This is a genomic window from Lutispora thermophila DSM 19022 (assembly GCF_900142105.1).
GTDB classification, from domain to species: Bacteria; Bacillota; Clostridia; order Lutisporales; family Lutisporaceae; genus Lutispora; species Lutispora thermophila.
Genome location: NZ_FQZS01000019.1, coordinates 1 through 23,641, shown reverse-complemented (window position 1 = coordinate 23,641; position 23,641 = coordinate 1). Strand labels below are relative to the sequence as shown.

The following is a 23,641-nucleotide window of genomic DNA, read 5'->3' as shown; positions in this document are numbered from 1 at the left end:
ATTGATTTATAAAGGGGTGTCATTATGAAAGTGTTTATCAGCGCTGATATGGAAGGTATAACATCTACCATAAAGTGGGAAGAGTGTAATGCTAACGACAAGTTCTATTCTATATTTGCAGAACAAATGACTGATGAAGTAGTGGCAGCCTGCGAGGGAGCTATAGCAGCGGGAGCAGATGAGATAGTTATTAAAGATGCCCATAATGGAGCAACAAATATTGATATAACAAAACTGCCTGATTGCGCTAAGATTATAAGGGGATGGTCTGGTCACCCATATACTATGGTTGAAGGTATAGATAGTACCTTTGATGCGGCAATGTTTGTTGGCTACCATAGTGCTGCTGGGAGAGAAGGGAATCCTTTATCACATACTATGACTAGAAAGCCATTATATATTAAGATTAACGGGGAATATGCTAGTGAGTTTATGCTGTATAGCTTCGCTGCGGCATATGAGGGAGTACCCACTGTATTTTTGTCTGGAGATAAAATGTTATGTGAAGATGCAGCCAAAATGCATCCTGGAGTTCATACAGTAGCAGTTAAAGAAGGACAGGGTGCTTCTGCAATGTGTATGTCAACAAAGAAATCATTAAGGCTGATAAGAGAAAAGGCAGAACAATCACTTAAACAAAATTTAAATAAGGCAAGAATAAGTTTATCGGATAAGTTTAATGTAGATATATGTTTTAAAGATCATATGCAAGCCAACAAAATGTCCTTTTATCCAGGAATGAAAAAGTTGGATAACAATAGACTGCTATATGAGACAGATGATTATTTTGAAGTATTGAGAATGGTAAATTTTGTACTTTAGATTGATAAAGACATTTAATGCAATTATTTCCTTGATACTATAAATTTAGTTCAGTGGTAATGGGTAAACGGGTATTAAAACAGGACGAGTTTCAGCCCCTTAAGATGTTTTACAATTCTGTAACCTACGAAAATACTTAACTTTCTTTATGGCACGGAAATTGCAAGTATATAATATTATAGCACCTACTATAATCCAATAAACATAACAGTAAAAGGAGGCTACGATATGGACAAACAAAAAGAAATTAAGATGATGCAATCTGAAGAAACTGAGTTTAAACGAGAGATAGGTGTTTTCGGTGGCGTCAGCATCATAGGAGGAATAATGATAGGTTCTGGTATCTTCTATCTTGGTTCCTATGTGCTTGAGCGAACTCGTATGAGCATGGGACTGGCTCTTCTATGCTGGATAATAGGTGGATTAGTCTCATTGCTTGGCGGGCTTTGTTTTGCTGAATTGGGAGCATCTCATCCTAAAGCAGGTGGTATGACAGTTTATCTAAATGAGGCATATCATCCAATTGTAGGTTTTATGAATGGTTTTACCAGTTGGCTGGTTAGCGGTGCAGGATCTATAGCAGCAATTGCAATTGCACTCCCGACAGCTCTAAGATCTTTTGTACCTCTTAGTGATGTAGCGGTAAAGGCTATAGCCATAGCACTTATAGTAGGACTTACTATTTATAACTATTTTGGTGTTAAGGCGGGTTCTATTTTGCAGAATATATCCATGGTTGCAAAATTGATTCCTATTGCAATTATTATGATAGGTGCTTTAATCTTTGGTAAAGAAACTCCTAACCTAAGTTTGTTGCCTGCTGATGGTGGTTCAGTAAGCTTTGGAAGTATTATTGGAATGATTGCTTTTGCTACTGTGGCAACATTATGGGCATATGAAGGTTGGACTAACCTAAACACTGTAGCAGAAGAAATGAAAAATCCTAAGAAAAACCTTCCACTTGCTTTGATTGTAGCAATTGGTGGTATTACTGTGCTTTATACTCTTTTTAATTTTGCAATTTATAGGGTACTTCCTCATTCTGAAGTTGTTTCTATGATTGAGTCTGGAGACTTATATCTAGGCACTGCAGTTGCCAAGAGGATTTTGGGAGATACTGGTGGCGTAATTGTTATAGTTGGTATGATAATTTCTATGTTTGGTTCTTTAAATGGAATGATAATAGCATTTCCTCGTATTTATTATGCAATGGCAGCAGAGGGACATTTCTTCAAAAGTTATGGAAAGCTACATCCTAAATATAAGGTTCCAACTGCTTCTTTGATAGGACAGTGCATTATTTCTGTAATATTGGTTCTTTTAAGAAATTTGGATCAGCTTACATCCATGGTTGTTTTCTGCGGTATGCTATTTAATGTTTTAGTTGTTGTAGCAGTTTTGGTTTATCGTAAAAAGTTCCCGGATTTAGAAAGACCATACAAAATGTGGGGTTATCCAGTAACTGTAATAATCACTATATTGTTGTTTATAGGTCTAATGATTAATACACTAATAGAAGATCCGGTAACAGCACTCATAGGCCTTGTAGTTCCTGCTATAGGATGTTTATTCTATTTATATTTTGACAAACAGTTGAAGAAGGAAACTGCTAAAAGATAAGCATCAGTGGTAGGCAAAAGTTGAATAAAATAAACCCCAGCCCTACTAGTAGTGCTGGGGTTTTAAATAAGGAGGCAAGCAATGAAAACAGCAATTTATAATGGTAAAGTGTACATTGAGCGTGGTCATTTTGAGCAGGCGGTACTTATATCAGATGGAATTATTGAAAAGGTAGGGACAAACGAAGATATTTTGGCCTGTGCTTCACAAGACTGCGAAGTAATTGATGCAGATGGCAAAACTATTCTGCCGGGTTTTAATGATTCACACTTGCATTTAGGTTCAATAGGAGAATGGTTGACTTACGCAAATTTAAGTGGAGCTACTTCTATTGAAGACATTGTAGAGATAGGTAAACGCTTTATAGAGGAAAATCCTGAACTCGTTAAGCAAGGTCTCTATGGAATTGGGTGGAATCAGGACTATTTCACCGATGAAAAGAGAATACTCACTCGTCATGATCTAGATCGCATATCAACAGACATACCCATCGTATTTGAAAGGGTGTGCGGACATATCGTTTCAGCTAATACTAAAGCTTTGGAGGTGGGCGGCATAACAGCTGACACACCTCAGGTTGATGGTGGTGTATTTGAAATTGGTGATGATGGTCAGCCAAATGGTATATTTAAGGAAAATGCCACATATCAAATTACTAAAGTAATTCCACCACATACTTTTGAAAAGCTAGAACAGTTATATATAAAAGCTATGGAATATGCAGTAAGTGTAGGAGTGACCTCTGTTCAATCTAACGATGTGCGAGACCATAATTATAAGGAAGTATTTCGGTTGATGCATAAGCTTCATGATGAAGGCAAATTGCTGGTTAGATATCGTCATCAGTTCTCCTTCTTGGATATAGAAAATTTCAAGGACTTTCTAGCCACTGAATTCAAGGATTATAGATACGATAACAAGTTTTTGGCCTTGGGGCCCCTTAAACTATTTAAAGATGGTTCACTTGGTGCCAGAACGGCTTTAATGCGTAAAGGATATTTGGATGATCCAGGTAATTATGGGGTAGCTTCTCTTAGCGATGAGCAGATGGATGAACTATGCGGCTTAGCAGTTAAAAACGGAATTCAGGTTATTACTCATACAATTGGAGACGCTGCCATTGATGATACAATAACAAATTATGAGAGGACCATGAAAGAAGGAAAAAATTCTCTGAGACATGGAGTAGTTCACTGCCAGATTACAGACTTACCTATACTAGAACGAGTTGCAAAGCTTGATATATTGGTTATGGTGCAGCCCATATTTTTAAATTATGATCTTCATGTTGTAGAAAGCAGAGTTGGCAAAGATTTGGCTAGTACTTCCTATGCATTCCACACTTTAGACAAACTAGGCGTTCATGTTGCATATGGCACTGATGCACCGATAGAAGATTGCAATCCTTTCTTTGGCGTTTATTCAGCTGTTACACGAAAGGATTTAAATGGCTTCCCAGAAAGGGGCTTCTATCCAAAAGAATGTGTAGATTTGGAGCAGGCAATAGATAATTATACCATTGGCAGTGCTTATGCAGAGTTTTTAGAAGATGTGAAAGGACGAATAAAACCGGGATATTGGGCAGACCTTATTATACTTGATAGGGATATCTTTACAATTCCTGTCGATGAGATTAAGGATATTAAGGTAGATTTGACTATATGTAATGGAAAAGTCGTTTATAGAAGGGTATAATAAGGGGCATAATCATCAAAGTTTCTTTAACACTTATCATAAAAATAGGAGGCAATGCAATTGATTACTTTGTTTGTTAATGGAAATATTCACACAATGGATGAGAACCTACCTCATGCAGATGCTATGGTAGTTGATGATAATAAGTTCATATTCGTAGGTACTAAATCAGAGGCATATGAGTTTTTAAGCAAATCCGGTGCTGAATATAAAGAAATTGACTTGGGTGGCAAGCTGGTTCTCCCAGGTTTTAACGATTCCCATATGCACTTTATTCATTTTGCAAAGAGTTTTAAGAGTGTAAGTCTTTCAGGTGCAAAAAGCATTAAGGAGATAAAAGAGCGCATAAAGAAGAGCCTTGAGAATAGAAAACCGGGAGATACATCTTGGTTGGAAGGTGAAGGTTGGAATCAGGATTATTTTGAGGATGAAAAACGCTTCCCCAATAAATTTGATTTAGATGAAATAAGCAGCGATGTTCCTATGCTTATGATGCGCACATGTTTCCATATTGGAGTTTTAAATTCTGCTGCATTGAAAGCTTTAGGAATTAATAAAGAGACTGCTTCTAAGTACGGCGACCTAGTTGGACTGTTACCTGACGGTGAGCCAGATGGCATAATAAAGGAAAGTTTATTGGACAATACCAAAGCAAAAATTTCTACTTTAAATCTAGAAACTTTAAAAGAAATTATTGTCACAGCTCAAGACAAAGCTTTTGCACAGGGATTGACATCAGTACAAAGTGATGATATTGGCTATGTTCCCAACTATGACTATGATTTGTTGTTTAGAGCATTTAGCGAACTGGAATCTGAAGGAAAACTTCATATTCGATTGGGTGAACAATGTTTATTGGAAGAGACTTCATTGGTGAAGAAGTTCTTTGAAAAGGGTTATCGCCATGGATGGGGCACAGATAAATGCCGGGTAAACTGCATCAAGCTTTTGGCTGATGGTTCGTTGGGGGCTCGTACAGCGGCTCTAAGACAGCCATATGCTGATGATGGGAATACTACAGGTCTCAGAATGTTTACTCAGGAAGAGTTGGATGAATTAGTTTTATTATCGCATAAAAATGATTGTCCTGTAGCTATTCATGCTATCGGTGATGGTGCCATAGAGATGGCATTAGATGCAATCGAGAAAGCTCAGAAAGCTTATCCAAGCCATAATCCAAGGCATGGAATTGTTCACTGTCAAATAACAGATGAGGCACTCATCAATCGTTTTAAAGAATTGAATGTTCTGGCCTTTGTTCAGCCAATATTTATTGATTACGATATGAACATAGTATATGATAGGGTAGGCAAAAAATTGGCGGAGACTTCCTATGTGTGGAAGACCATGGCAGATAAAGGTATTCACGTATCCTTTGGAACCGATTGTCCTGTAGAATCTCTTAATACTATGCCTAACATATATTCAGCAGTAACAAGAAAGAATGTGACCGGTGATCAAAAGAAGGTATATCTTTCTAATGAAGCAATGAGCATGGAAGAAGCTATACATGCCTATACTGTAGAAGGGGCATATGCATCAGGAGAAGAAGATATCAAAGGTTCAATAACAAACGGCAAGCTTGCAGATTTTATAGTGCTTGATCGTGATCTTTTCGATTTGAGTTGCGATGAGGATATATTGGAAACAAAAGTTGTCGAAACATATGTAGATGGGAAGTTGGTTTATCGAGCATAGCTATTATGTGGCTACCTTTCAATAATTTTTGGAAGGTAGCTATTTATTGAACATTATACGTTAGAATTAAAATTAATAGTTTGAGAAATAAGCATATTTAGAAAGGAAAGCTTCGAGTATGAAAAGTTGCAAAGTGTCCATATCAGATGAAGCAAAAGGATTATTTTCTGTGGTAGGACATGTAGGAGTGGGACATGTTCACAGCCATAGCTCTTTTGTACAAGATGATTCTGCAGGATTTGCTTTAGTAGCGTCTCTAATGAGAGAAGCATTGGGAGTGGATACAAGAATAAAAAATATAGAATGCGACATATACAAAGGTTTTATAACGGTAGAAACATATGGTGAAGGCATAGGAACAGCTTATGCTCGCCGTGGTATAACACCGGCAGAAGCAGAATTGCTAAAGAGAGCGATAAATGAAGATGGAATATATACACAAAGAATAGCAGTAAAAACCTTTGGACGCATGTATGGACAAGGAGTTATGGAAACACCTGTTGCTTTCCAAGGGGCCATAGCATTGGCTGTATTGGATTCTTTCCATAAGAAATCTCCGGATAAGGTATATATAACAACTGATAAGTATGAAGGAAGTATTGATAAAATGGCTGCAACAATTATAGACGTGGATGGAATTCCAGTTTCTCTGCTGCTAAATATAAATGGTTCCGACGGAGGGATAGGACCTAACGAAGATAATGAAGGCAATACAATGTATGGGCCCAAGAGTGAACTGATGAAAAGAGTAGGAATTGACAGCACACCTACAATTATTGTAGAAAGCAAGGCATATATACCAGGATTGTCTGATAAGATTGATAGAAACACATTTTTATTCCGAGCCCAAGAATCGTTGGACAACGTGGATATAGCCAATAGATTGGTTAAAGCAGCTAAAGAGATTGGAATTCATTATATATATTTAAATAACGCCCTTCCTCAAAATAAGGGACAGCTGGCTAAAGCTACTGAAAACTTTGCTGAGAGAATAATCCAATTGGGGCAAAAGCTAAAAGATGTAGATTCATCTTTCGATAAAGTGTCAATCATTGCTGACATGGCTAAATTAATAAGCGAAGATGCAGGAGGTATAAGCTTCATGTCTAACAGTGTTCATGATGAAGTAAGATCTCCAGGCATTGTTCCAGGGACAGCTGCAGTAATTTCAATGCTGGTACCTGCTTCCTATAAAGATTATTGGAAAATTCCAGTACTGGATCAAGAAGATATTGAGGCATATAGGAAAATAATAATGCTTGCTATTAGTAATTTGCTTAGCAAAGATAATTTCAGTGATAAATCAAAATAAAACTGAAAATAGGAATTTTATAGCTTGAGATTATGTCAAAATACCTTTAACACAATTTAATTGGGCTAAAGTTTTTTTGGCATCTCATATGAAAATATAATTCTACCTTATTATTACTTTCTGTAATGGGTTTCAAGAAAGGCTTTCTTGATTGTTATAAAGGCTTCCTAAAGAAGCATTTATAACTTTGATGCGCCTAAGTGATATGCATATTATGCAGTGAGTTTTGAAATATGGAGTTATATTTATGATATAATTACTAAAAAAGTATATAATTTGTATACTGAAATGCTGGTTATGTGATGAATATCGAATTAATTAAAAATTAAGGAATTTGTTGATTCTGTGTAGAAGTTGGTTAAAGCTTACTTTGTTGGTTATTGGAACGACTTCTACAGTTTTCATGAGAAATAGAATATCCAGAAACGTTTAGTATAGCTATTAAACATAGCATACAAAAGGCGGGATATACAATGTGTGATACGTTGGTTGCTTTATCAAATGCAACGAAGGACAACTCGGTGATATTTGGTAAGAACAGCGACAGAGAACCTAATGAACCACAAATAATGATTAGAGTACCTCCTAAAAAGCGAGATAAAAACAAAAAAATTAAATGTACATATATAGAAGTTGACGGAGAAGAGTTTACATATGAAGCAATATTGATAAAGCCCCACTGGATATGGGGTGCCGAAATGGGGATAAATTATAAGGGATTAGTCATTGGCAATGAGGCGGTATTCACAAAGGAAAAGCTGAAGTCAAAATCTCCGCTATCACAATTCTTTTATCATAGCGGATCATAATAGTGCTTATGTGTTGGAAACTGCCGGTAAGAATTGGGCAGTAAAGCAAATATATGATATATATACTATTTCAAACTCCCTTACCCTGAAAAAAGATTTTGACCGATGCAGTAGTGATTTGATAAACGATGCCATTAGCAAAGGATGTTGCAAGTCTAAAGAGGATTTCAGCTTCAAGGATTGTTATGAGGATAAGTTGTATTCATTTGCTTCAAAAGGAGATTATAGGCGGCAGTACACAATGGATTCCTTGAGAAGCAATGCTAGAAACATTGATGTGGGTTATATGAAGAGAATACTGAGAAGCCATTGTAATGATAAAGTTGGGAATTTCAGATCCGGCAGCATGAAAAGCATATGCATGCACGGAGGGGGAGTTATTTCAAGCCAAACCACTGGAAGCATGATAGCACAGTTGAGGAGTGGCAGTATAACATTGTGGTGTACAAATACTTCTCTGCCATGTCTATCTTTGTATAAGCCTTACTGGTTTATTGAAAACAAGGAATTGTTTTTTACTGAAGAACAGCAATCAGAAGCTGTAGAATATTGGAAGAAAAATGAGTTGTTACATAGGATGGTGCTTAATGGACAAATAGCAGATATATCATCATTTACAGCCAAGAGGGATGAAGTAGAAGCACAGCTGATGAAGCTTGCTGATCAAGTCAAGTCTGATGAGGATAAAATAGAAGTTATGAGATTAGCAAAGCAATCAGAGCAGGAGTTATGTAAAATATTATCGGATAGTATTTCAACGGCTAAAAAGAAAAGATGGAATCTCAATTTGTACTACAATTGGTATTGGAAGAAGCAAAATAATAGTCTCAATAGTTAAAGATCAGCAGTAACCATGATGGTTATGTATATACCGCCATCATAGTTGTTTAAGTTTAATATATTGTTCAGTTTTTTTGTATGTGGTCAACATATATGGTATAATTAGCAAGCAAACATCTAAGTATCTATATAAATGATGGCATAATTTATATATATTTCCTGTGATAGATAATAGAAATAAATGGAGAATTCATATGAAAAGCATTAGAATTGAAGATATTGATATAGAAGTAATCAAAAAAAGCATCAAGAACATGTACATATCTGTATATAAACCTGACGGTAGAGTGCGAATTACTGCACCTAAGAAAATAAATGATGGGGATATTTGGAATTTTGCTGTTTCAAAGTTAAACTGGATAAAAAAGCAACGGGCTAAATATCAGAATATGGAGATAGATCCTCAAAAACAATATGTTTCAGGAGAAAACCATTACTTTCAAGGCAGAAGATATTTATTAAATGTCATATATACAAGAAAAAGACAAAGAGTAGAGATATGCAATAATCGAATGGATTTTTACATTAGAGAAGGAAGCACCAGGGAGCAAAGAGAAAAAGTGATGATTGAATGGTATCGAAGCCAGCTTAAAAAAGATATCTCAAAGTTCATTGAAAAATGGGAGCAAGTAATGGATGTAAAGGTGACTTCTTATGGAGTTAAGCTTATGAAAACCAAATGGGGTACCTGCAATCCTGTTGCAAAACGAATCTGGATCAATCTAGAATTGGCAAAAAAAAATCCAAGATGCCTTGAATACATAGTAGTTCATGAGATGGTACATCTACTTGAAAGACATCATAATAAAAGGTTTTATGCTTATATGGATGAATACCTACCTGGCTGGAAGGAGATAAAAGAAGAGTTGAATCAACTATAGGTTGTGGTATAGTTTGAGTGTATTAATATAGTGATATAAATTATAACGGCTTTTTACAAGGAGGTAGAAAAATGCCGAGACTAAGCGATCGTGTTGATTTGTTTACTGATTCTGTCATAAGGCGCATGACAAGAATATCTGATGCCTATGGAGCCATAAATCTTTCTCAGGGATTCCCTGATTTTGATCCACCTAAGGAGATATTAGATGCATTGGCTAATATAACATATACTGGGCCCCATCAATATACAATTACATATGGATCTTATAATTTGCGAAGTGCATTGGCAAGAAAGCATGGTAAAGCTATTAATCGTACAATTGATCCTGATAAGGAAGTACTTGTTACTTGCGGTGGTACTGAAGCTATGATGTGTGCTATGATGACCATATGCAATCCAGGTGATAATGTAATTATTTTCAGCCCTTTTTACGAGAATTACATGGCAGATATAATTCTCTCAGGAGCAAACCCCATATATGTGCCACTGAATCCGCCGGATTTTAGTTTTGATAAACAAGTGCTGGAGGATGCCTTTAAGCAAAATGTTAAAGCGATAGTTGTTTGCAATCCGTCAAATCCAACTGGCAAGGTGTTTACTAAGGAAGAAATGGAGTTTATAGGTTCTTTGGCATTAAAGCATGATGCATTTGTAATCACCGATGAAGTATATGAACATATAATATATGAACCTTATCAACATGTTCATATGGCAGGATTGCAAGACATGTATGACAACACAATAACTTGCAGCTCTTTGTCAAAAACTTATTCTATAACAGGTTGGCGTTTGGGATATCTCATAGGACCGGAAAAGGTAATGGAAAATGCAAAAAAAGTTCATGATTTCCTAACTATATGTGCTCCAACTCCGCTTCAGGAGGCTGCCTGCATAGGTGTCAACTTTGATGATTCATACTATAAAAAATTGCAAAAAATGTATACCGAAAAGCGAGATTATTTCTGCAAACGTCTTGATGATATAGGATTAAAACATACGACACCACAGGGTACCTATTTCGTAATGATGGATATATCAGAGTTCTTGTCAATGGATATATTTAAAGGATGGACTGATTTGCAGTTTTGCGAATGGATGATAAAAAAGATAGGTGTTGCTGCAGTTCCGGGATCAAGCTTTTTCAGGGAGCCTGTGAATAATCTAATTAGATTGCATTTTGCAAGAAGTCGAGATATATTGGATGAGGTGTTGAATCGATTGGAAAAACTAGTCAAAATTTAATATGAATTTTGTATCAAAACAAATGCATATTTCAAGCATGTATAGACAATGGAAGAATGTGGAGCAATGAGAAATGAAGCAAAAGAGTTTTCTTAAGAATTGAAAGTAAATCAAAATAGCTGCATAAATATTAAGAGATTAGAGGAAAGGTCATCCTTCTAATCTCTTAATATTTATGTATCGTTAATATGTACGTAATATGAATTAGATTTTATCATTGATTGCTTCTATATTCTGTCCTTCGATTAATGGAACAACAAGATCCTGTTCTTCCGCTGTTAGAACTTTTTGAACATCCAGTATGATGATCATATGTTCATTTGTTTTAGCTATACCTGAAATGAATGTACTGTAGATATTGTTAGAAAACAGTCTGTTTGTAGGTTCAATATCTTCATCGCTAATCTTAACTATATCTATTACCTCATTCACAATAAGACCAATCATGAAATCATCTACTATGGCAATTAGTATTTCATCTTCTTTGGTAATATTGTTATTTGCTAAGTTGAAACGTTTTCTTAAATTGTACAGTGGGATGACTTTACCTCTTAGGTTGATTATGCCTTCAATGAAAGTAGGAGAGTTAGGAACATTGTAAATTAAAAAATCCTTCAGTTTGTTTATTCCGTTAACAAAATCTATCCTAATGCCATATTGTTGCTTTTCTAATTCGAATATGATAAATTGAGCATTTGACATGCAAAAACCCCCGATCGCTTTATTATAAGGTTATGCCCTATAGAACTATTTACTATGAGCAAGTTCGTTTAAACTTTCGGATAGAGAGGATATTTCTTCTATACTTGCAGTCATTTCTTGTACAGCAGCGGATTGCTCTTCTGTAGCAGAAATAGTGGTATCTCCTATTTTTACAGTGTTTTTAATAGAAGCTTGAATTTTATCAACAAAGGATCTTATTTTTGCAACGGTTTGCTTTGATTCACTGGATAGCTTGCGTATCTCTTCTGCGACGACTCCAAAGCCTAGCCCAGCGGTGCCTGCTCTGGCTGCTTCAATAGCTGCATTTAGACCAAGCATGCGAGTTTCATCTGCAATTTCCTTAATAAAATCTAAAACTTCACTTATTTGCTCAGACATTGTATTAACATTATTAATTTCTGCATTGAGCATTTTTTGAGAATTATTAACTTCTTGTGCTGAGGCTGCGAGTTGTTCCATGGTAGCAGCTATTTGATTTAAACTCTCATTTAATGTATCGGTAGCGTCTGCTAATTTTCGTTGATGATACCAATTTTTTGCCATACTATTAGCTACAAAGTATAATACTTCAGCAGCAGCCAAGATTTCTTCGTTTGACATTAATCTTATTTCTTTGGCAGCAGATACAAAGGCTGCTTCATCTACATTTATTTCTGAGGCAATTTGCTTATACTTGTCTTCATTCTGAAAGTTCTCCAATACTTGACCTCCTAGAATTGTGCCAATTAATTGACCTTCAAGCATGATGGGAGCAGCAAAATCGATTAATCCAGCATGACATTCATAGGTGACAGGTTTACCCAATCTAGCAGCTTCTTCTCCCCCTTTGCGGTGAGATTCCGCACAACGATTATCTCCAATTTTAGTAGAATGAACATAGTTGCAAAACCTTGTGTATCTGCTGGGGTTTGTTACAGGGATTCCATTAGTATCAACAGTGACACTTGCCAATCCTATGGCAGTAGCAAAATCGTCTTGGAATTTTTGCAGAAAATCAATGTCTATTACATCTTGTAATTTGATATTAGTGAGATTCATTGTTGTCTTTTCATTGCTCATTACAATCCCTCCCGAATTATAATATGCAAAATATGGAGTAATTTGACCATATATGTCGAATTGATATTAGTATAGCATTACACAAATTAAAAGTAAAGAAAATTAGGAATTGTTTAAATTATTGCAAAGAGGAAGAATGCAAATAAAAATAATTTAGAAATTATATTCTTTCCAAATTAATGAAGAAGAACTGTGTGATTATAATTTTACATATGATTCTCAAGAATCAACACAATACCAATATTTTATTATTTTTTGCAATGTCTAAGTATTATTAAAAAAATTAACTTCAACGATACGTTGCATAAATTATGTCTAATCATGACTATATATGTAAAATTATGTTGTTTAATTAGGACATTGGTACTATAATAAACATAAGAAGAGTTTTATTTTACGATGATGATAAAATGTCAGGAATGAGTTAAGCGATGTATAAAAATTATAATTACGAAGAAGCAAATATTTTGTCATATCAGTCAAATAATGAAATAAATCAAGCTTTGTAGAATTGAATCATGTTCTGTTTCTGGAAACAGATGCAATAAGCATTTAAGCAAATACTTATTCAGCATTCATTCAAATTGTGTGGTTCTGCGATTAAAAATAGTATATATGAAAGGAGAGGCTTTTATGAGGTTCAAGAGTATAAGAGCAGCTTTATTGAGTATCACTATTTCTTTAGTAGTTATAGGTATGTTTGCTGTCACGGCAACAAGTTATTTCTTTTCAAAGGCCATAATCAATAATGAAATTGAAGAAAAGATGTCTCATCAAATAAACACCATTACTGAAGGAATTGAAAAGAGACTATGGAAGCATGAGCAATTGGCAATTAATATAGCAAAATCAGTAGAATCTACCATACATATAAAAGATAAAAATGTCTATATTTCAATGTTAAAAAGTATTGTGGATACAAATGAAGATACCTATGGGAACGGCATATGGTTTGAACCCTATGAATTTAGTGCAGAAGAAAAATACTTTGGACCCTATGCATATAAAGATGGAAATAATATAGAATTAACAATGGATTATAGCAACGAACAATATGATTATTTTGCATATGATTGGTATCAAAAAGCAAAAAATTCTGGTGGAGAAGTTCAATGGAGTAATCCATATTACGATGAAATTTCTGATATTACCATGATTACAACTTCTGTACCGTTTTTTCATAATGGAGAAGTTAAGGGAGTTGTCACTGCAGATATTAATTTAAGCAGTATACAAGAATTAATAAGCAATACGGTAGTAGGAGAAACGGGTAAAGCATTTTTAATAAATAGAGAAGGACTTTTTATAGCCCATAGTGATTCTGAAAAAGTAATGAAAGAGAATATCTTAAACGATCCTAATCAGAGTTTTTCTGAAGTTGGAAAAAGGATGTTGGAAAGCAAAAACGGCAATGCTTCATATTTGGATGGCAATGAAAAATATAAGTTGTATTATTACAATTTCCCAAAGACTAATTGGATAATTGGGCTTACTATATCTGAGAAGGAATTATATGAACCGTTAAATGTTTTATTGCGAAATGTAGTGATTTTGTTTTTCGTATGTATTTCTATTGTTACATTGGTAATAATATTGTTTACAAAAAATATTATTAGCAGAATCGTTAAAATAAAGGCTACAGCAGAGTTATTGGCACAAGGAGATCTAACAGTAAAATGTGATGTTAATTCTAAGGATGAATTAGGTGCCCTTTCTAATAGTTTTGATAGAATGATAAATAATATGAAGAAACTGCTGATTGGTGTCAGAAATGTGGCTGAGGAAGCGGCACATTCTGCTAACAGCTTAGCTGCTATATCAGAAGAAACAGTTGCATCATCTGAAGAGGTTTGCAGAGCAGTAGAAGATATAGCAAAGGGCGCTGGAGAACAAGCATCAGATGCAGAGCAGAGTTCTATCAATGCAGCATCTTTAGATGAAAAATTCGAACAATTGAAAATTAAGAGTAAAACCATGTATGATAACGCAAAAGAAGTTAATGATGCCAATAAGGATGGCATAATTGCTGTTGAAGAGCTAATTAAGAAAACTAAGTTGAACAATGAATCAATGATCAAAATTCAAGAGACGATAAAAGATTTAAATATTAAATCAAGTAAAATCAATGAAATATTAGGCACTATTTCATCTATTGCTGGACAAACAAATCTATTGGCACTTAATGCTTCAATAGAAGCTGCAAGAGCAGGAGAAGCGGGCCGCGGTTTTGCTGTAGTAGCAGAAGAAATTAGAAAGCTTGCTGAAGAATCAAAGGAAGCAGCTGATAAAATAAAGGAAATAGTGGAGGAATTGCAAGCAGAAAATAACAATGCTATAGAAAGAATGAGTGAGGTAAAATATATAACACAAGAGCAGACATCGGCAGTAGAAGGAGTAAATAGGACATTCAGCATAATCTCAAGATCTATTGGTAACATAACTGATGAAATAGATAAAGTCAATAAGTTTATTGATGAATTAAGTATTAATAAGGATATAATAGTTAAATCCATCAGCAGCATTTCTGCAGTTTCAGAGGAAACGGCCGCTGCAACTGAAGAAGTCACAGCTTCTTTAAATGAACAAGTGAAGGCCATTGAGGAAGTAGCCAAAAATGCAGAGCGCTTAAATGAATTGTCAATGGAATTAAATCAACAGATTAATCAGTTCAAGTTTGAATAAAAGTTGGAAAGTTCAATCATATAACATGAAGAAATCTGTTCATTAGTTATAAAGTTATCTATGAAAGTATATTGTATGGATATAACTATGTTGGCAGTAACATTATAAATTAAAAAAGGAATATAGCATACTAAAAGGAAGATGAGAAACTCATTATACTTTTAGTATGCTATATTTATGAAAAAAGTAAAAACTTGGGGGTGAAATGAATTATTAAACATAGTTATTCTTCAGCAATTGTGTCAATATATTGCTTCAAAGCTTCAGGCTTATTGATAACTATAGATTTGTTTTCGTAACTTATAACATTTTCATCTAACAACTTATTTAGGCATCGAGTAACTGTTATTCTGGAGCAACCTATATTGTTAGCCAATTCCTGATGTGTGAGGGGCAAATTGATACTTGCCTGACCTGATTCAGTGCGATCTGCACATGAATAAAGTCTCAATAATGCATCACAAATTTTTCCGATGGCATCATTAAAGATGGAGTTCGTAAGTTGAAGCAAAATTATTCTAAACTTTCGTGTTATACTATGTATAAAATGCCTATAAATTTCTGGATGCATTTCAAGTGCCTTTTCTAAAGTATCTCCGGTTATAACAGACATCTGGCCATCGGTTTTTCCTTTAGCAATAATTGAATCAGTGCCTCCGCAAAAGAAATTCATTTCTCCGAATATCTCGCCTGGTCTTAACACATATAGCAGCTTTTCATGTCCTTTTGTACTAATAACACTTTGGGTTATATGTCCTTTTAAAACTATAGCTACATAGCTTTCTGATTTAATATTAATTAACTCATTCTTTTTAAAATCTTTTATGGTGCCAATTTTACTGAGATTATCTAAAAAAAATTTTCTCATGATCAATTGTCTATTATCATCGAAGAAATCATTATACATATTTTTCCCTCCTTTTAAAGTCTAGTCATGCAGATATTCAAAATTGAATGGTATAATTATCTATAACGAAAGCTTACATAATATGATATTAATAATATCAGAAAAACAGATTAATCTTAAATAAATTAAAGATAATCTGTTTTTCAATCATTATCAGAAATATATTATGTTTATAAACTCTACTAATGTTTTAGCATATTGTGCCAGCAGAGGCTTTTAAGTCAGTTCTATTTTCAACTGCAGCTTTTATAGCGCATCTTATACCTTCTGTAATCATGGAAATTTCCATGAAAGGGGTGTTAGGTTTATTGATTACCTGTTCTGCGCTGAAGGGAACATGAATAAATCCTCCACGTATGTTTGGGTATTTTTTATTAATCAGATACAAAAGGCCATACATAATGTGATTGCATACAAAAGTACCGGCAGTGTTTGATACTGAAGCAGGAATATTGGATTTTTTTATTTCGTTTACCATAGCTTTTATTGGAAGATTAGAAAAATAAGCATTTTCTCCATCTTCAAAAATGGGAGTATCTATTGGTTGATTTCCTTCATTATCTTCAATACGTGCATCATCAATGTTGATTCCAACTCTTTCGATGGTTATATCGTATCTACCACCGGCCTGACCGACACAAATTACGATATCAGGCTGCTCTTTTATAATCAATTCTTCTAATTTGTGAATGGATTTATAGAAAACTGTTGGGATTTCAGATTTAACAATTTTTGCCCCTGCAATATTGTCATCTAATTTTTTTACAGCTTCAAATGAGGGGTTAATGCTTTCTCCGCCAAATGGTTCAAATCCAGTTACTAATACTTTCATACAGCACCTCCAAAATATAACAATATTGAGTTCAAGATTTTAGAATGCCCAGACATACATCAAGATTATATGAATTATCAACATAACAATAGCTACAGGAGCTTGATACTTTATTAGTCCATATTTTCTATCATCTATTTCTAGAATAGCTGTAGGAACTATATTAAAGTTTGCTGCCATTGGTGTGAGCAAAGTACCGCAGAAACCAGCAGTAAGTGCTAGTGTTGATGCTATTGCAGGATCAGCACCTTGCATAAACACAAAAGGTACACCTATTCCCACAGTAATTACAGTAAAGGCAGCAAAACCGTTTCCCATAATCATTGTAAACAATGCCATTCCTATACAGTAGGTAACAACACCTAAGAAGATATTACCTTCAGGAATTACTGTTTTGATAGCACCGGCGATTACATCACCAACACCTGCCACTGCAAAAACTGAGCCAAGGGCTGCCAATAACTGTGGTAATATGCTGACAGGTCCTACTACTTCAAGAAGTCTTCTGCCATCTTCTATCATTTCACTGCATTTTCCCTTAGTGATCATTAGAGATAATATTGATGCGACTACCGCAGATATACCTAATGCTACCAATGAACCCAATTGCTTCGTCCATAGCTGAGCAATAACAAATGCCACAATAGCCAAAGATAAAGCCGGTATGAATATTTTATTTCCTATTATTGCAGCCATTTTTTCTTTAAAATCTGCTGTGGATTCATTAAAAGTATTGTATTTCACTTTTTTTGAAGCAGATAGAATAGCCATTGCCAAAACAAGATAGCCAACAACTGTATTATTTATATATATTTCACTATTTCCCCACAGTGTTCCTATTCTGCTGAAAGTAAAAATAAAGCCTAAAATACTCCAGAATAATGCAGTTGCTAGTTTTGAAGGATGTTTTTTATCCTTGCATGTACTATATACTGAGAAAAAACATATAAGACCACATAATATATATAACAACTCTGTTAATGAATCTTTTAACATGATAACACCCTCTTGAACATTAATTTATATTAGCTTTTTCAGATTTATCAAAGGTTTTAAGGTATTTTTTATCAAACTTTTTATCGTAATATAAAAACTGCAATGTGCCTACTATCATAATAATTAATGCTATGGGCAATGAAGCTTTAGCGACATCTATGGCTTCCAGATAATAACCTTGTTCCTTCATAACGCCAACAATTAGCAACACGCCTCCCGATGCTACAAAGAAGTTTTGACCGAAAAAGTTGCCATAATTTTCAACAGCACCTTCAAGACCCTTAATTGTTTGAACATCCTCTTCGTCCAGTTTTCCATATCTGCTGGTTGCGGCTCCTTCAGCCATAGGAAGAATAAGTGGTCTGATGAACTGAACGTGACCTCCCATCCTTAGGCCGAACATGGCTGATACTGTTCTTATTATTAAGTAAAGTGAGGTTAATTTACCCATGGTTAAGGATTTTATTTTTCCAATTAGAAAAGCTGCTCTCTCTCTCAAACCATATCTTTCAAGTAGTCCTATTACAGGTAGAGAAATAATAAAAATTGACATATGACGATTTGTTACAAATCCTTCTCCTAAAATTGTCATAACTTCGTTGAAGGATAAGCCAGATACAAGACCCGTTGCTATTCCTGCAATAACAACAACAGCTATGGTATCTAGCTTTAGCATGAATCCAATAACAATAATTACAATTCCGATAAGCTTAATCATCATTTCAACTCCTTTCAATTTTTATAGAAATAGCTTTTAATCAGATAGCTATAGTATTTAATTCAGCAATAATCATGGGATTTCATGTACTTGAATAATACTACGCTATCAAAATACAAGAGAAATTTGCATGGAAATATTGTGCGTTAATTGCAAATTTTCTCAATATACTAGTATATTGAGAAGTATATCATAGGATAAAATATTTTTTTGTAGCATAGGCTACAATATTGAAAAATATTTTTGGAGTCTGTAATAATTGCAATTTTTATGTAAGAACAAGGAAAATAGGAGGTTAACAAATAACATTAACCTCCTAATATTTTTATATTCCACGTTGTGACATTAAATAGCTGATTTCCTGTTCATTAATTCCAACCATTGCTTCGCCAAGGTCTTCAGATATTTCTGCCAGAATCTTAGAATCATTATAATGAGCTACAGCTTTTACAATTGCCTTTGCTCGTTTTGCAGGATTACTTGATTTAAATATGCCAGACCCAACAAACACACCTTCAGCACCAAGTTGCATCATTAAAGCCGCATCTGCGGGCGTTGCTATTCCACCTGCAGCAAAGTTAGCTACAGGAAGTCTGCCATTAATGTGTACGTATTTGGCCAGTTCATAAGGAACCTGTAATTCTTTAGCTGCATGGAAAAGCTCCTCTTCTTTCAGGCTCTGCAGCTTCTTGATTTGTTGATTCATCTGTCTCATGTGGCGTACAGCTTGAATTATATCTCCAGTTCCCGCTTCGCCTTTAGTACGGATCATTGATGCACCTTCAGCAATCCTCCTTAATGCCTCTCCTAAATCCCTTGCACCGCATATAAATGGAACATGAAATTTAGTTTTATCAATATGAAAAGTATCATCTGCCGGTGAAAGAACTTCGCTTTCATCGATAAAATCAATGTTAATAGCTTGAAGAATTTGTGCTTCTACGAAATGACCGATGCGGACTTTTGCCATTACCGGTATTGATACTGCCTGTTGTATGCTTTTTATTATCTTAGGATCACTCATCCTAGAAACCCCGCCTGCGGCACGGATATCGGCGGGTACCCTTTCTAATGCCATAACGGCACATGCACCCGCTTCTTCAGCAATCTTTGCTTGCTCAGGCGTTGTTACATCCATAATAACACCGCCCTTTAGTTTCTCAACTAATTTTTTACTTTTCTCATGAATATTTTCCACATGAATCAACTCCTTTACTTTATTGACAATCTTATCCAACTGATACTATTATATTGTTAAACTGATATCATAGATAAGTATCAGATTGAGCAAAATTAATGGTATCAGAATATGAGGTGATATGTTATGGATATGCTGACACTTTTTATTAAGGAAGATAACAAAATCCCTATTTATGAACAGCTTTATTCTTTCATTAAGTCGGAAATTCAATCAGGAAGAATTTCTTATAATGCAAAGCTTCCTTCTAAGAGAAAGCTGTCATCATATTTAAAAATCAGCCAAAATACCGTTCAAGCAGCATATGACCAGTTGATGGAAGAAGGATATATTTATTCAAAGGAAAGAAGCGGCTACTATGTAAGCAAAATTGATAACATTTATAAACTTGGTATTCGTGACGTATATAATAAAAATGAACTCGATATGTGTCAGTCCAATGTAAAGTATGATTTTTCATATCATAGGGTGGATGAACAAGCTTTTCCATTTGGTATCTGGAGAAAGCTTTTTAAGGATGCTGTTGATGAATATGATAAAGAGCTGCTCAGGATTGGAGATTCACGTGGCCATATTGGCTTGCGCAGCAGTATAGCTGATTATCTTCATCAATCAAGAGGGGTAAATTGCTCACCTGATCAAATAATAATAAGTTCTGGAACTGAATTTCTTTTTCAAATATTGTTTCAATTATTTGATAAAGAATATGTTTTTGGCATAGAAAATCCAGGTTATGAGAAGCTTAATATGTTGTTTTCCAGCAATAGAGCAAAGTTTAAAGCTATAAACATCGACAGAGAAGGGATGATGTTAAAAGAAATAATCCAAAACAATGTAAATGCAATATGTATTACTCCGGCTCATCAATTTCCTACAGGAGAGATTATGCCTATTAATAGGAGAATTCAAATATTGAACTGGGCTAATGAATGCAATAATCGTTACATTATCGAAGACGACTATGATAGCGAGTTTAAGTATAGTGGTAAGCCTATACCTGCTTTACAAGGACTCGATACTAATGAAAAAGTTATTTACATGGGATCATTTTCAAAGGCTCTTTCTCCATCTATTAGAGTAAGCTATATGGTTCTTCCTAGGCATCTTTTAAAGAAATATATTAAAGACTTGTCCTATATTATTTGCCCTGTTCCAATAGTAGTTCAAAAGGTGCTTTTCAAGTTTATTCAGGGTGGATATTTTGAAAGGCATCTAAATAAGATGCGAAACATATATAAAAGAAAACGAGAATTGTTAATAAGAAGTATAGAAGAATTAAATTGTGGTATTGAAGCATTGGGAGCTGAAGCTGGATTGCATTTGCTGCTTAAAGTTAACAATGGAATGACAGAAGAGCAACTAGTTTCATCTGCCTTAATCAATGGTGTTAAAGTCTATGGAATATCCAAGTATTATTTTGATAAAAGGTATGTTGACAAATGTCCCAAAATAATAATGGGATATGCTGCGATGAATGAGCAAGAAATCAGAGATGCTGTTAGAATGTTATATAAATCATGGTTTTTGAATAATTAATTTTTTAGTTAATATTTGAGTAAAATCATATGTATTATATGTACATAAAACTTAAATACTTGACACCATAGTAAATAAGTGGTAATATTAAAAAAAACATATTGCGGGGGAACTCATATGAGTTGAGAAGGTAAAACCTGACCCTTTGAACCTGTCAGTTAATACTGGTGTAGGGAAGCAATAATCTATAAAGTGAGTAATGCCTACCTAATTCAGTAGGCATTTTTATTTGCAGAGACTTAAGGTTTACTTTAAGCTATGCTTCTTCTATATGAGGCTGATATGATTGAATAAAAATTCAAGCATTTTGCTAAGAAAGAGGAGGTTAAAATATGAATACATTAGTTGCAGTTGCAATTGCGCCTTGTGGCATAGGCGATGAACTTTCAACTGAAGTAGCAGAAGTTATAAAGGTAATTCGTGATTCTGGATTGCCTAATCGTACTACTTCCATGTTTACAGAAATCGAAGGCGAATGGGATGAGGTGATGAAGGTTGTAAAAGATGCCGCATTTATACTTGCAAATAAGGGTATTCGCACTGAAGTGGTTTTAAAGGCAGATATACGTCCTGGATACAGTAACATGATAAATTCAAAAGTTGATAAAATCAACAGTATTCTAGCAGGACAAAATGAGCAGCAAAGATAGCTTTGACATTTAAAATCATGAGGGAAGTATATAGAAATAAGAATAACTTGTTTTAGTGATTAAAAACAGTGTGTATTTTATATGGCTCGAAAATAGTTGATTAAAGTGCATACTTCAACCAAAGTAGCAGGATGGTTCTTTTTTGCAGAAAAGAACACTATCAAATATTGAACGAGTTGCTCATTTATGGAAAGTATGGTATTATTTCTAAGGTGACGGGATGGAGTTGGATGCTCCTACTACACTGATAAACGGGAAGGAGAGTCTCGTATGAAAGCTTTATTGGTTATTGATATGCTAAAGGATTTCATCGATGAAATGGGAACATTGAGTGTGGGTCTAGCAGGGAAAAAAATCGTACCTTTTATAAATGGAACCATTGATAAGTTTAGGAAAGAAGGCTTTCCTATTGTCTTTATATGTGATAACCATGAAAAGGATGATAAAGAGTTTGATATGTTCCCTCCTCATTGCATTGCCCAAACTGAAGGAGCAGAGATAATAGAAGATATAAAAATTAATCCGGGAGACAAGGTAATTAGAAAAAGACGCTATAGTGCCTTTTTTGGGACCGATTTGGATTTATACCTGAGAGAAAAGGGTATAGATGAACTTTATTTAGTTGGAGTATGCACAAACATTTGTGTGCTTTATACGGCTGCTGACGCAAGAAATCTGGCATACAAAGTAAATATTTATAAAGACGGTGTAGCATCTTTTAATGATGATGCCCATGAATTTGCGCTTAAGGAAGCGGAGAGCACATTAGGCTGTCAAATTATCTAATGATAATTAAAGCAACATTAGATAACTCAGTTGCATGCATTTATAAATCTAATGCGATAGAGCGGTTTTTAGTGCGGGTATAAACTTATACAACTAAAGAAGATAATAAAGTAGCCATGTTTGCCTTTATAGCAGATATGGCTACTTATTTGCAATTTTAATAAATCATAGGGAAATGTAAAAATCCTTAAATTTTAATTTTCGTTAAATTCGTACACAATCAATTCATAAATAAAATAGAATAAAAGTACTATTTAATTTAACTCGTTGTGCTAGCTTTGAATTACCAAAAATCTACAAATGAAAAACTCCAACATATTATGTAACCTATCATTAATAACCAAGAAAATGATAGGGAGGTCACATATATGCTGGAGTCTGATAGAAACTATTTTATCAAAGAAATTGGAGATTTAAAAGACTTTTTAACTGTCTCTTATGTCATAATTGACGATATCTACCAGGAAGTTACTCCAACACATATTAAAAATCGTTGTAATATCAATACTTCTAAGATGAGTGATAGTGAAATAATTACCTTAAGCATTGTTGCTAAATTACTAACCATTGATTCAGAAAATGCCTGGTTTGGTTTCTGTAATAAGAATATGAGAGACTTGTTTCCAAGGCTTT

The 23,641-nt window shown here is 34.5% G+C and carries 20 protein-coding genes, 1 pseudogene and 1 riboswitch; of the genes and pseudogenes, 14 read left to right on the top strand and 7 right to left on the bottom strand.

Translation table 11 applies throughout. The annotated features are described in order from the left end of the window. Positions 1 to 24: 24 nt before the first annotated feature. From BUB48_RS13105 to BUB48_RS13065, 9 genes are all read left to right on the top strand, one after another. A complete protein-coding gene (locus BUB48_RS13105) occupies positions 25 to 822 on the top strand; it encodes a M55 family metallopeptidase (RefSeq protein ID WP_073026682.1) in 798 nt (265 codons plus the stop codon). Between the two features lie 228 nt (positions 823 to 1,050). After that, positions 1,051 to 2,442 (top strand): APC family permease, encoded by a 1,392-nt coding sequence (locus BUB48_RS13100; RefSeq protein ID WP_175548423.1) that lies wholly within the window; start codon positions 1,051 to 1,053, stop codon positions 2,440 to 2,442. Positions 2,443 to 2,523: 81 nt separating this feature from the next. Next, positions 2,524 to 4,137, top strand: a complete 1,614-nt coding sequence (locus BUB48_RS13095; protein WP_073026681.1) for an amidohydrolase — start codon at positions 2,524 to 2,526, stop codon at positions 4,135 to 4,137. Positions 4,138 to 4,197: 60 nt separating this feature from the next. Then, the gene (locus BUB48_RS13090; RefSeq protein WP_073026680.1) at positions 4,198 to 5,835 is read left to right on the top strand and encodes an amidohydrolase; all 1,638 of its coding nucleotides are present in this window, start codon (positions 4,198 to 4,200) and stop codon (positions 5,833 to 5,835) included. A gap of 118 nt (positions 5,836 to 5,953) precedes the next feature. Beyond that, a complete protein-coding gene (locus tag BUB48_RS13085) occupies positions 5,954 to 7,147 on the top strand; it encodes a hypothetical protein (protein WP_073026679.1) in 1,194 nt (397 codons plus the stop codon). A gap of 473 nt (positions 7,148 to 7,620) precedes the next feature. Then, entirely contained in the window at positions 7,621 to 7,956 is a 336-nt protein-coding gene (locus BUB48_RS18145; protein ID WP_073026678.1) for a hypothetical protein, read from the top strand. Between the two features lie 13 nt (positions 7,957 to 7,969). Beyond that, entirely contained in the window at positions 7,970 to 8,794 is an 825-nt protein-coding gene (locus tag BUB48_RS18140; RefSeq protein WP_073026677.1) for a hypothetical protein, read from the top strand. Between the two features lie 196 nt (positions 8,795 to 8,990). Continuing rightward, positions 8,991 to 9,677: a M48 family metallopeptidase gene (locus BUB48_RS13070; protein ID WP_073026676.1), complete on the top strand. Its 687-nt coding sequence runs from the start codon at positions 8,991 to 8,993 to the stop codon at positions 9,675 to 9,677. Positions 9,678 to 9,748: 71 nt separating this feature from the next. Continuing rightward, a complete protein-coding gene (locus BUB48_RS13065) occupies positions 9,749 to 10,921 on the top strand; it encodes a pyridoxal phosphate-dependent aminotransferase (protein ID WP_073026675.1) in 1,173 nt (390 codons plus the stop codon). 204 nt (positions 10,922 to 11,125) lie between these two features. On the opposite strand, the gene BUB48_RS13060 is transcribed toward BUB48_RS13065, so the two are convergent. Next, positions 11,126 to 11,623 (bottom strand): chemotaxis protein CheW, encoded by a 498-nt coding sequence (locus BUB48_RS13060; RefSeq protein WP_073026674.1) that lies wholly within the window; start codon positions 11,621 to 11,623, stop codon positions 11,126 to 11,128. Positions 11,624 to 11,668: 45 nt separating this feature from the next. Then, entirely contained in the window at positions 11,669 to 12,703 is a 1,035-nt protein-coding gene (locus tag BUB48_RS13055; protein WP_073026673.1) for a PocR ligand-binding domain-containing protein, read from the bottom strand. 633 nt (positions 12,704 to 13,336) lie between these two features. On the opposite strand from BUB48_RS13055, the gene BUB48_RS13050 reads away from it, so the two are divergent. After that, positions 13,337 to 15,385: a methyl-accepting chemotaxis protein gene (locus BUB48_RS13050; protein ID WP_073026672.1), complete on the top strand. Its 2,049-nt coding sequence runs from the start codon at positions 13,337 to 13,339 to the stop codon at positions 15,383 to 15,385. Between the two features lie 223 nt (positions 15,386 to 15,608). Here the strand turns inward: BUB48_RS13050 and BUB48_RS13045 are convergent, their stop codons facing one another. The 5 genes from BUB48_RS13045 to pdxS form a co-directional block, all read right to left on the bottom strand. Next, entirely contained in the window at positions 15,609 to 16,292 is a 684-nt protein-coding gene (locus BUB48_RS13045) for a Crp/Fnr family transcriptional regulator (protein WP_073026671.1), read from the bottom strand. Positions 16,293 to 16,482: 190 nt separating this feature from the next. Then, positions 16,483 to 17,124 (bottom strand): pyroglutamyl-peptidase I, encoded by a 642-nt coding sequence (gene pcp, locus BUB48_RS13040; RefSeq protein WP_073026670.1) that lies wholly within the window; start codon positions 17,122 to 17,124, stop codon positions 16,483 to 16,485. 39 nt (positions 17,125 to 17,163) lie between these two features. Next, positions 17,164 to 18,120: a DUF979 domain-containing protein gene (locus tag BUB48_RS13035; protein ID WP_073026669.1), complete on the bottom strand. Its 957-nt coding sequence runs from the start codon at positions 18,118 to 18,120 to the stop codon at positions 17,164 to 17,166. Positions 18,121 to 18,139: 19 nt separating this feature from the next. Further along, a complete protein-coding gene (locus BUB48_RS13030) occupies positions 18,140 to 18,838 on the bottom strand; it encodes a DUF969 domain-containing protein (RefSeq protein ID WP_073026668.1) in 699 nt (232 codons plus the stop codon). A 325-nt stretch (positions 18,839 to 19,163) separates the two neighbouring features. Beyond that, positions 19,164 to 20,036, bottom strand: a complete 873-nt coding sequence (pdxS, locus tag BUB48_RS13025; protein WP_073026667.1) for a pyridoxal 5'-phosphate synthase lyase subunit PdxS — start codon at positions 20,034 to 20,036, stop codon at positions 19,164 to 19,166. A 126-nt stretch (positions 20,037 to 20,162) separates the two neighbouring features. Between pdxS and pdxR the strand changes: the two genes are divergently transcribed. From pdxR to BUB48_RS13005, 4 genes and pseudogenes are all read left to right on the top strand, one after another. Beyond that, positions 20,163 to 21,572: a MocR-like pyridoxine biosynthesis transcription factor PdxR gene (pdxR, locus tag BUB48_RS13020; RefSeq protein ID WP_073026666.1), complete on the top strand. Its 1,410-nt coding sequence runs from the start codon at positions 20,163 to 20,165 to the stop codon at positions 21,570 to 21,572. A gap of 95 nt (positions 21,573 to 21,667) precedes the next feature. After that, positions 21,668 to 21,766, top strand: a riboswitch (TPP riboswitch). Between the two features lie 138 nt (positions 21,767 to 21,904). After that, a complete protein-coding gene (locus BUB48_RS13015; protein WP_073026665.1) occupies positions 21,905 to 22,222 on the top strand; it encodes a thiamine-binding protein in 318 nt (105 codons plus the stop codon). 270 nt (positions 22,223 to 22,492) lie between these two features. Next, positions 22,493 to 23,008: a cysteine hydrolase family protein gene (locus BUB48_RS13010; RefSeq protein ID WP_073026664.1), complete on the top strand. Its 516-nt coding sequence runs from the start codon at positions 22,493 to 22,495 to the stop codon at positions 23,006 to 23,008. 368 nt (positions 23,009 to 23,376) lie between these two features. Beyond that, a pseudogene (locus BUB48_RS13005) lies at positions 23,377 to 23,641 on the top strand (IS982 family transposase); the annotation flags it as partial.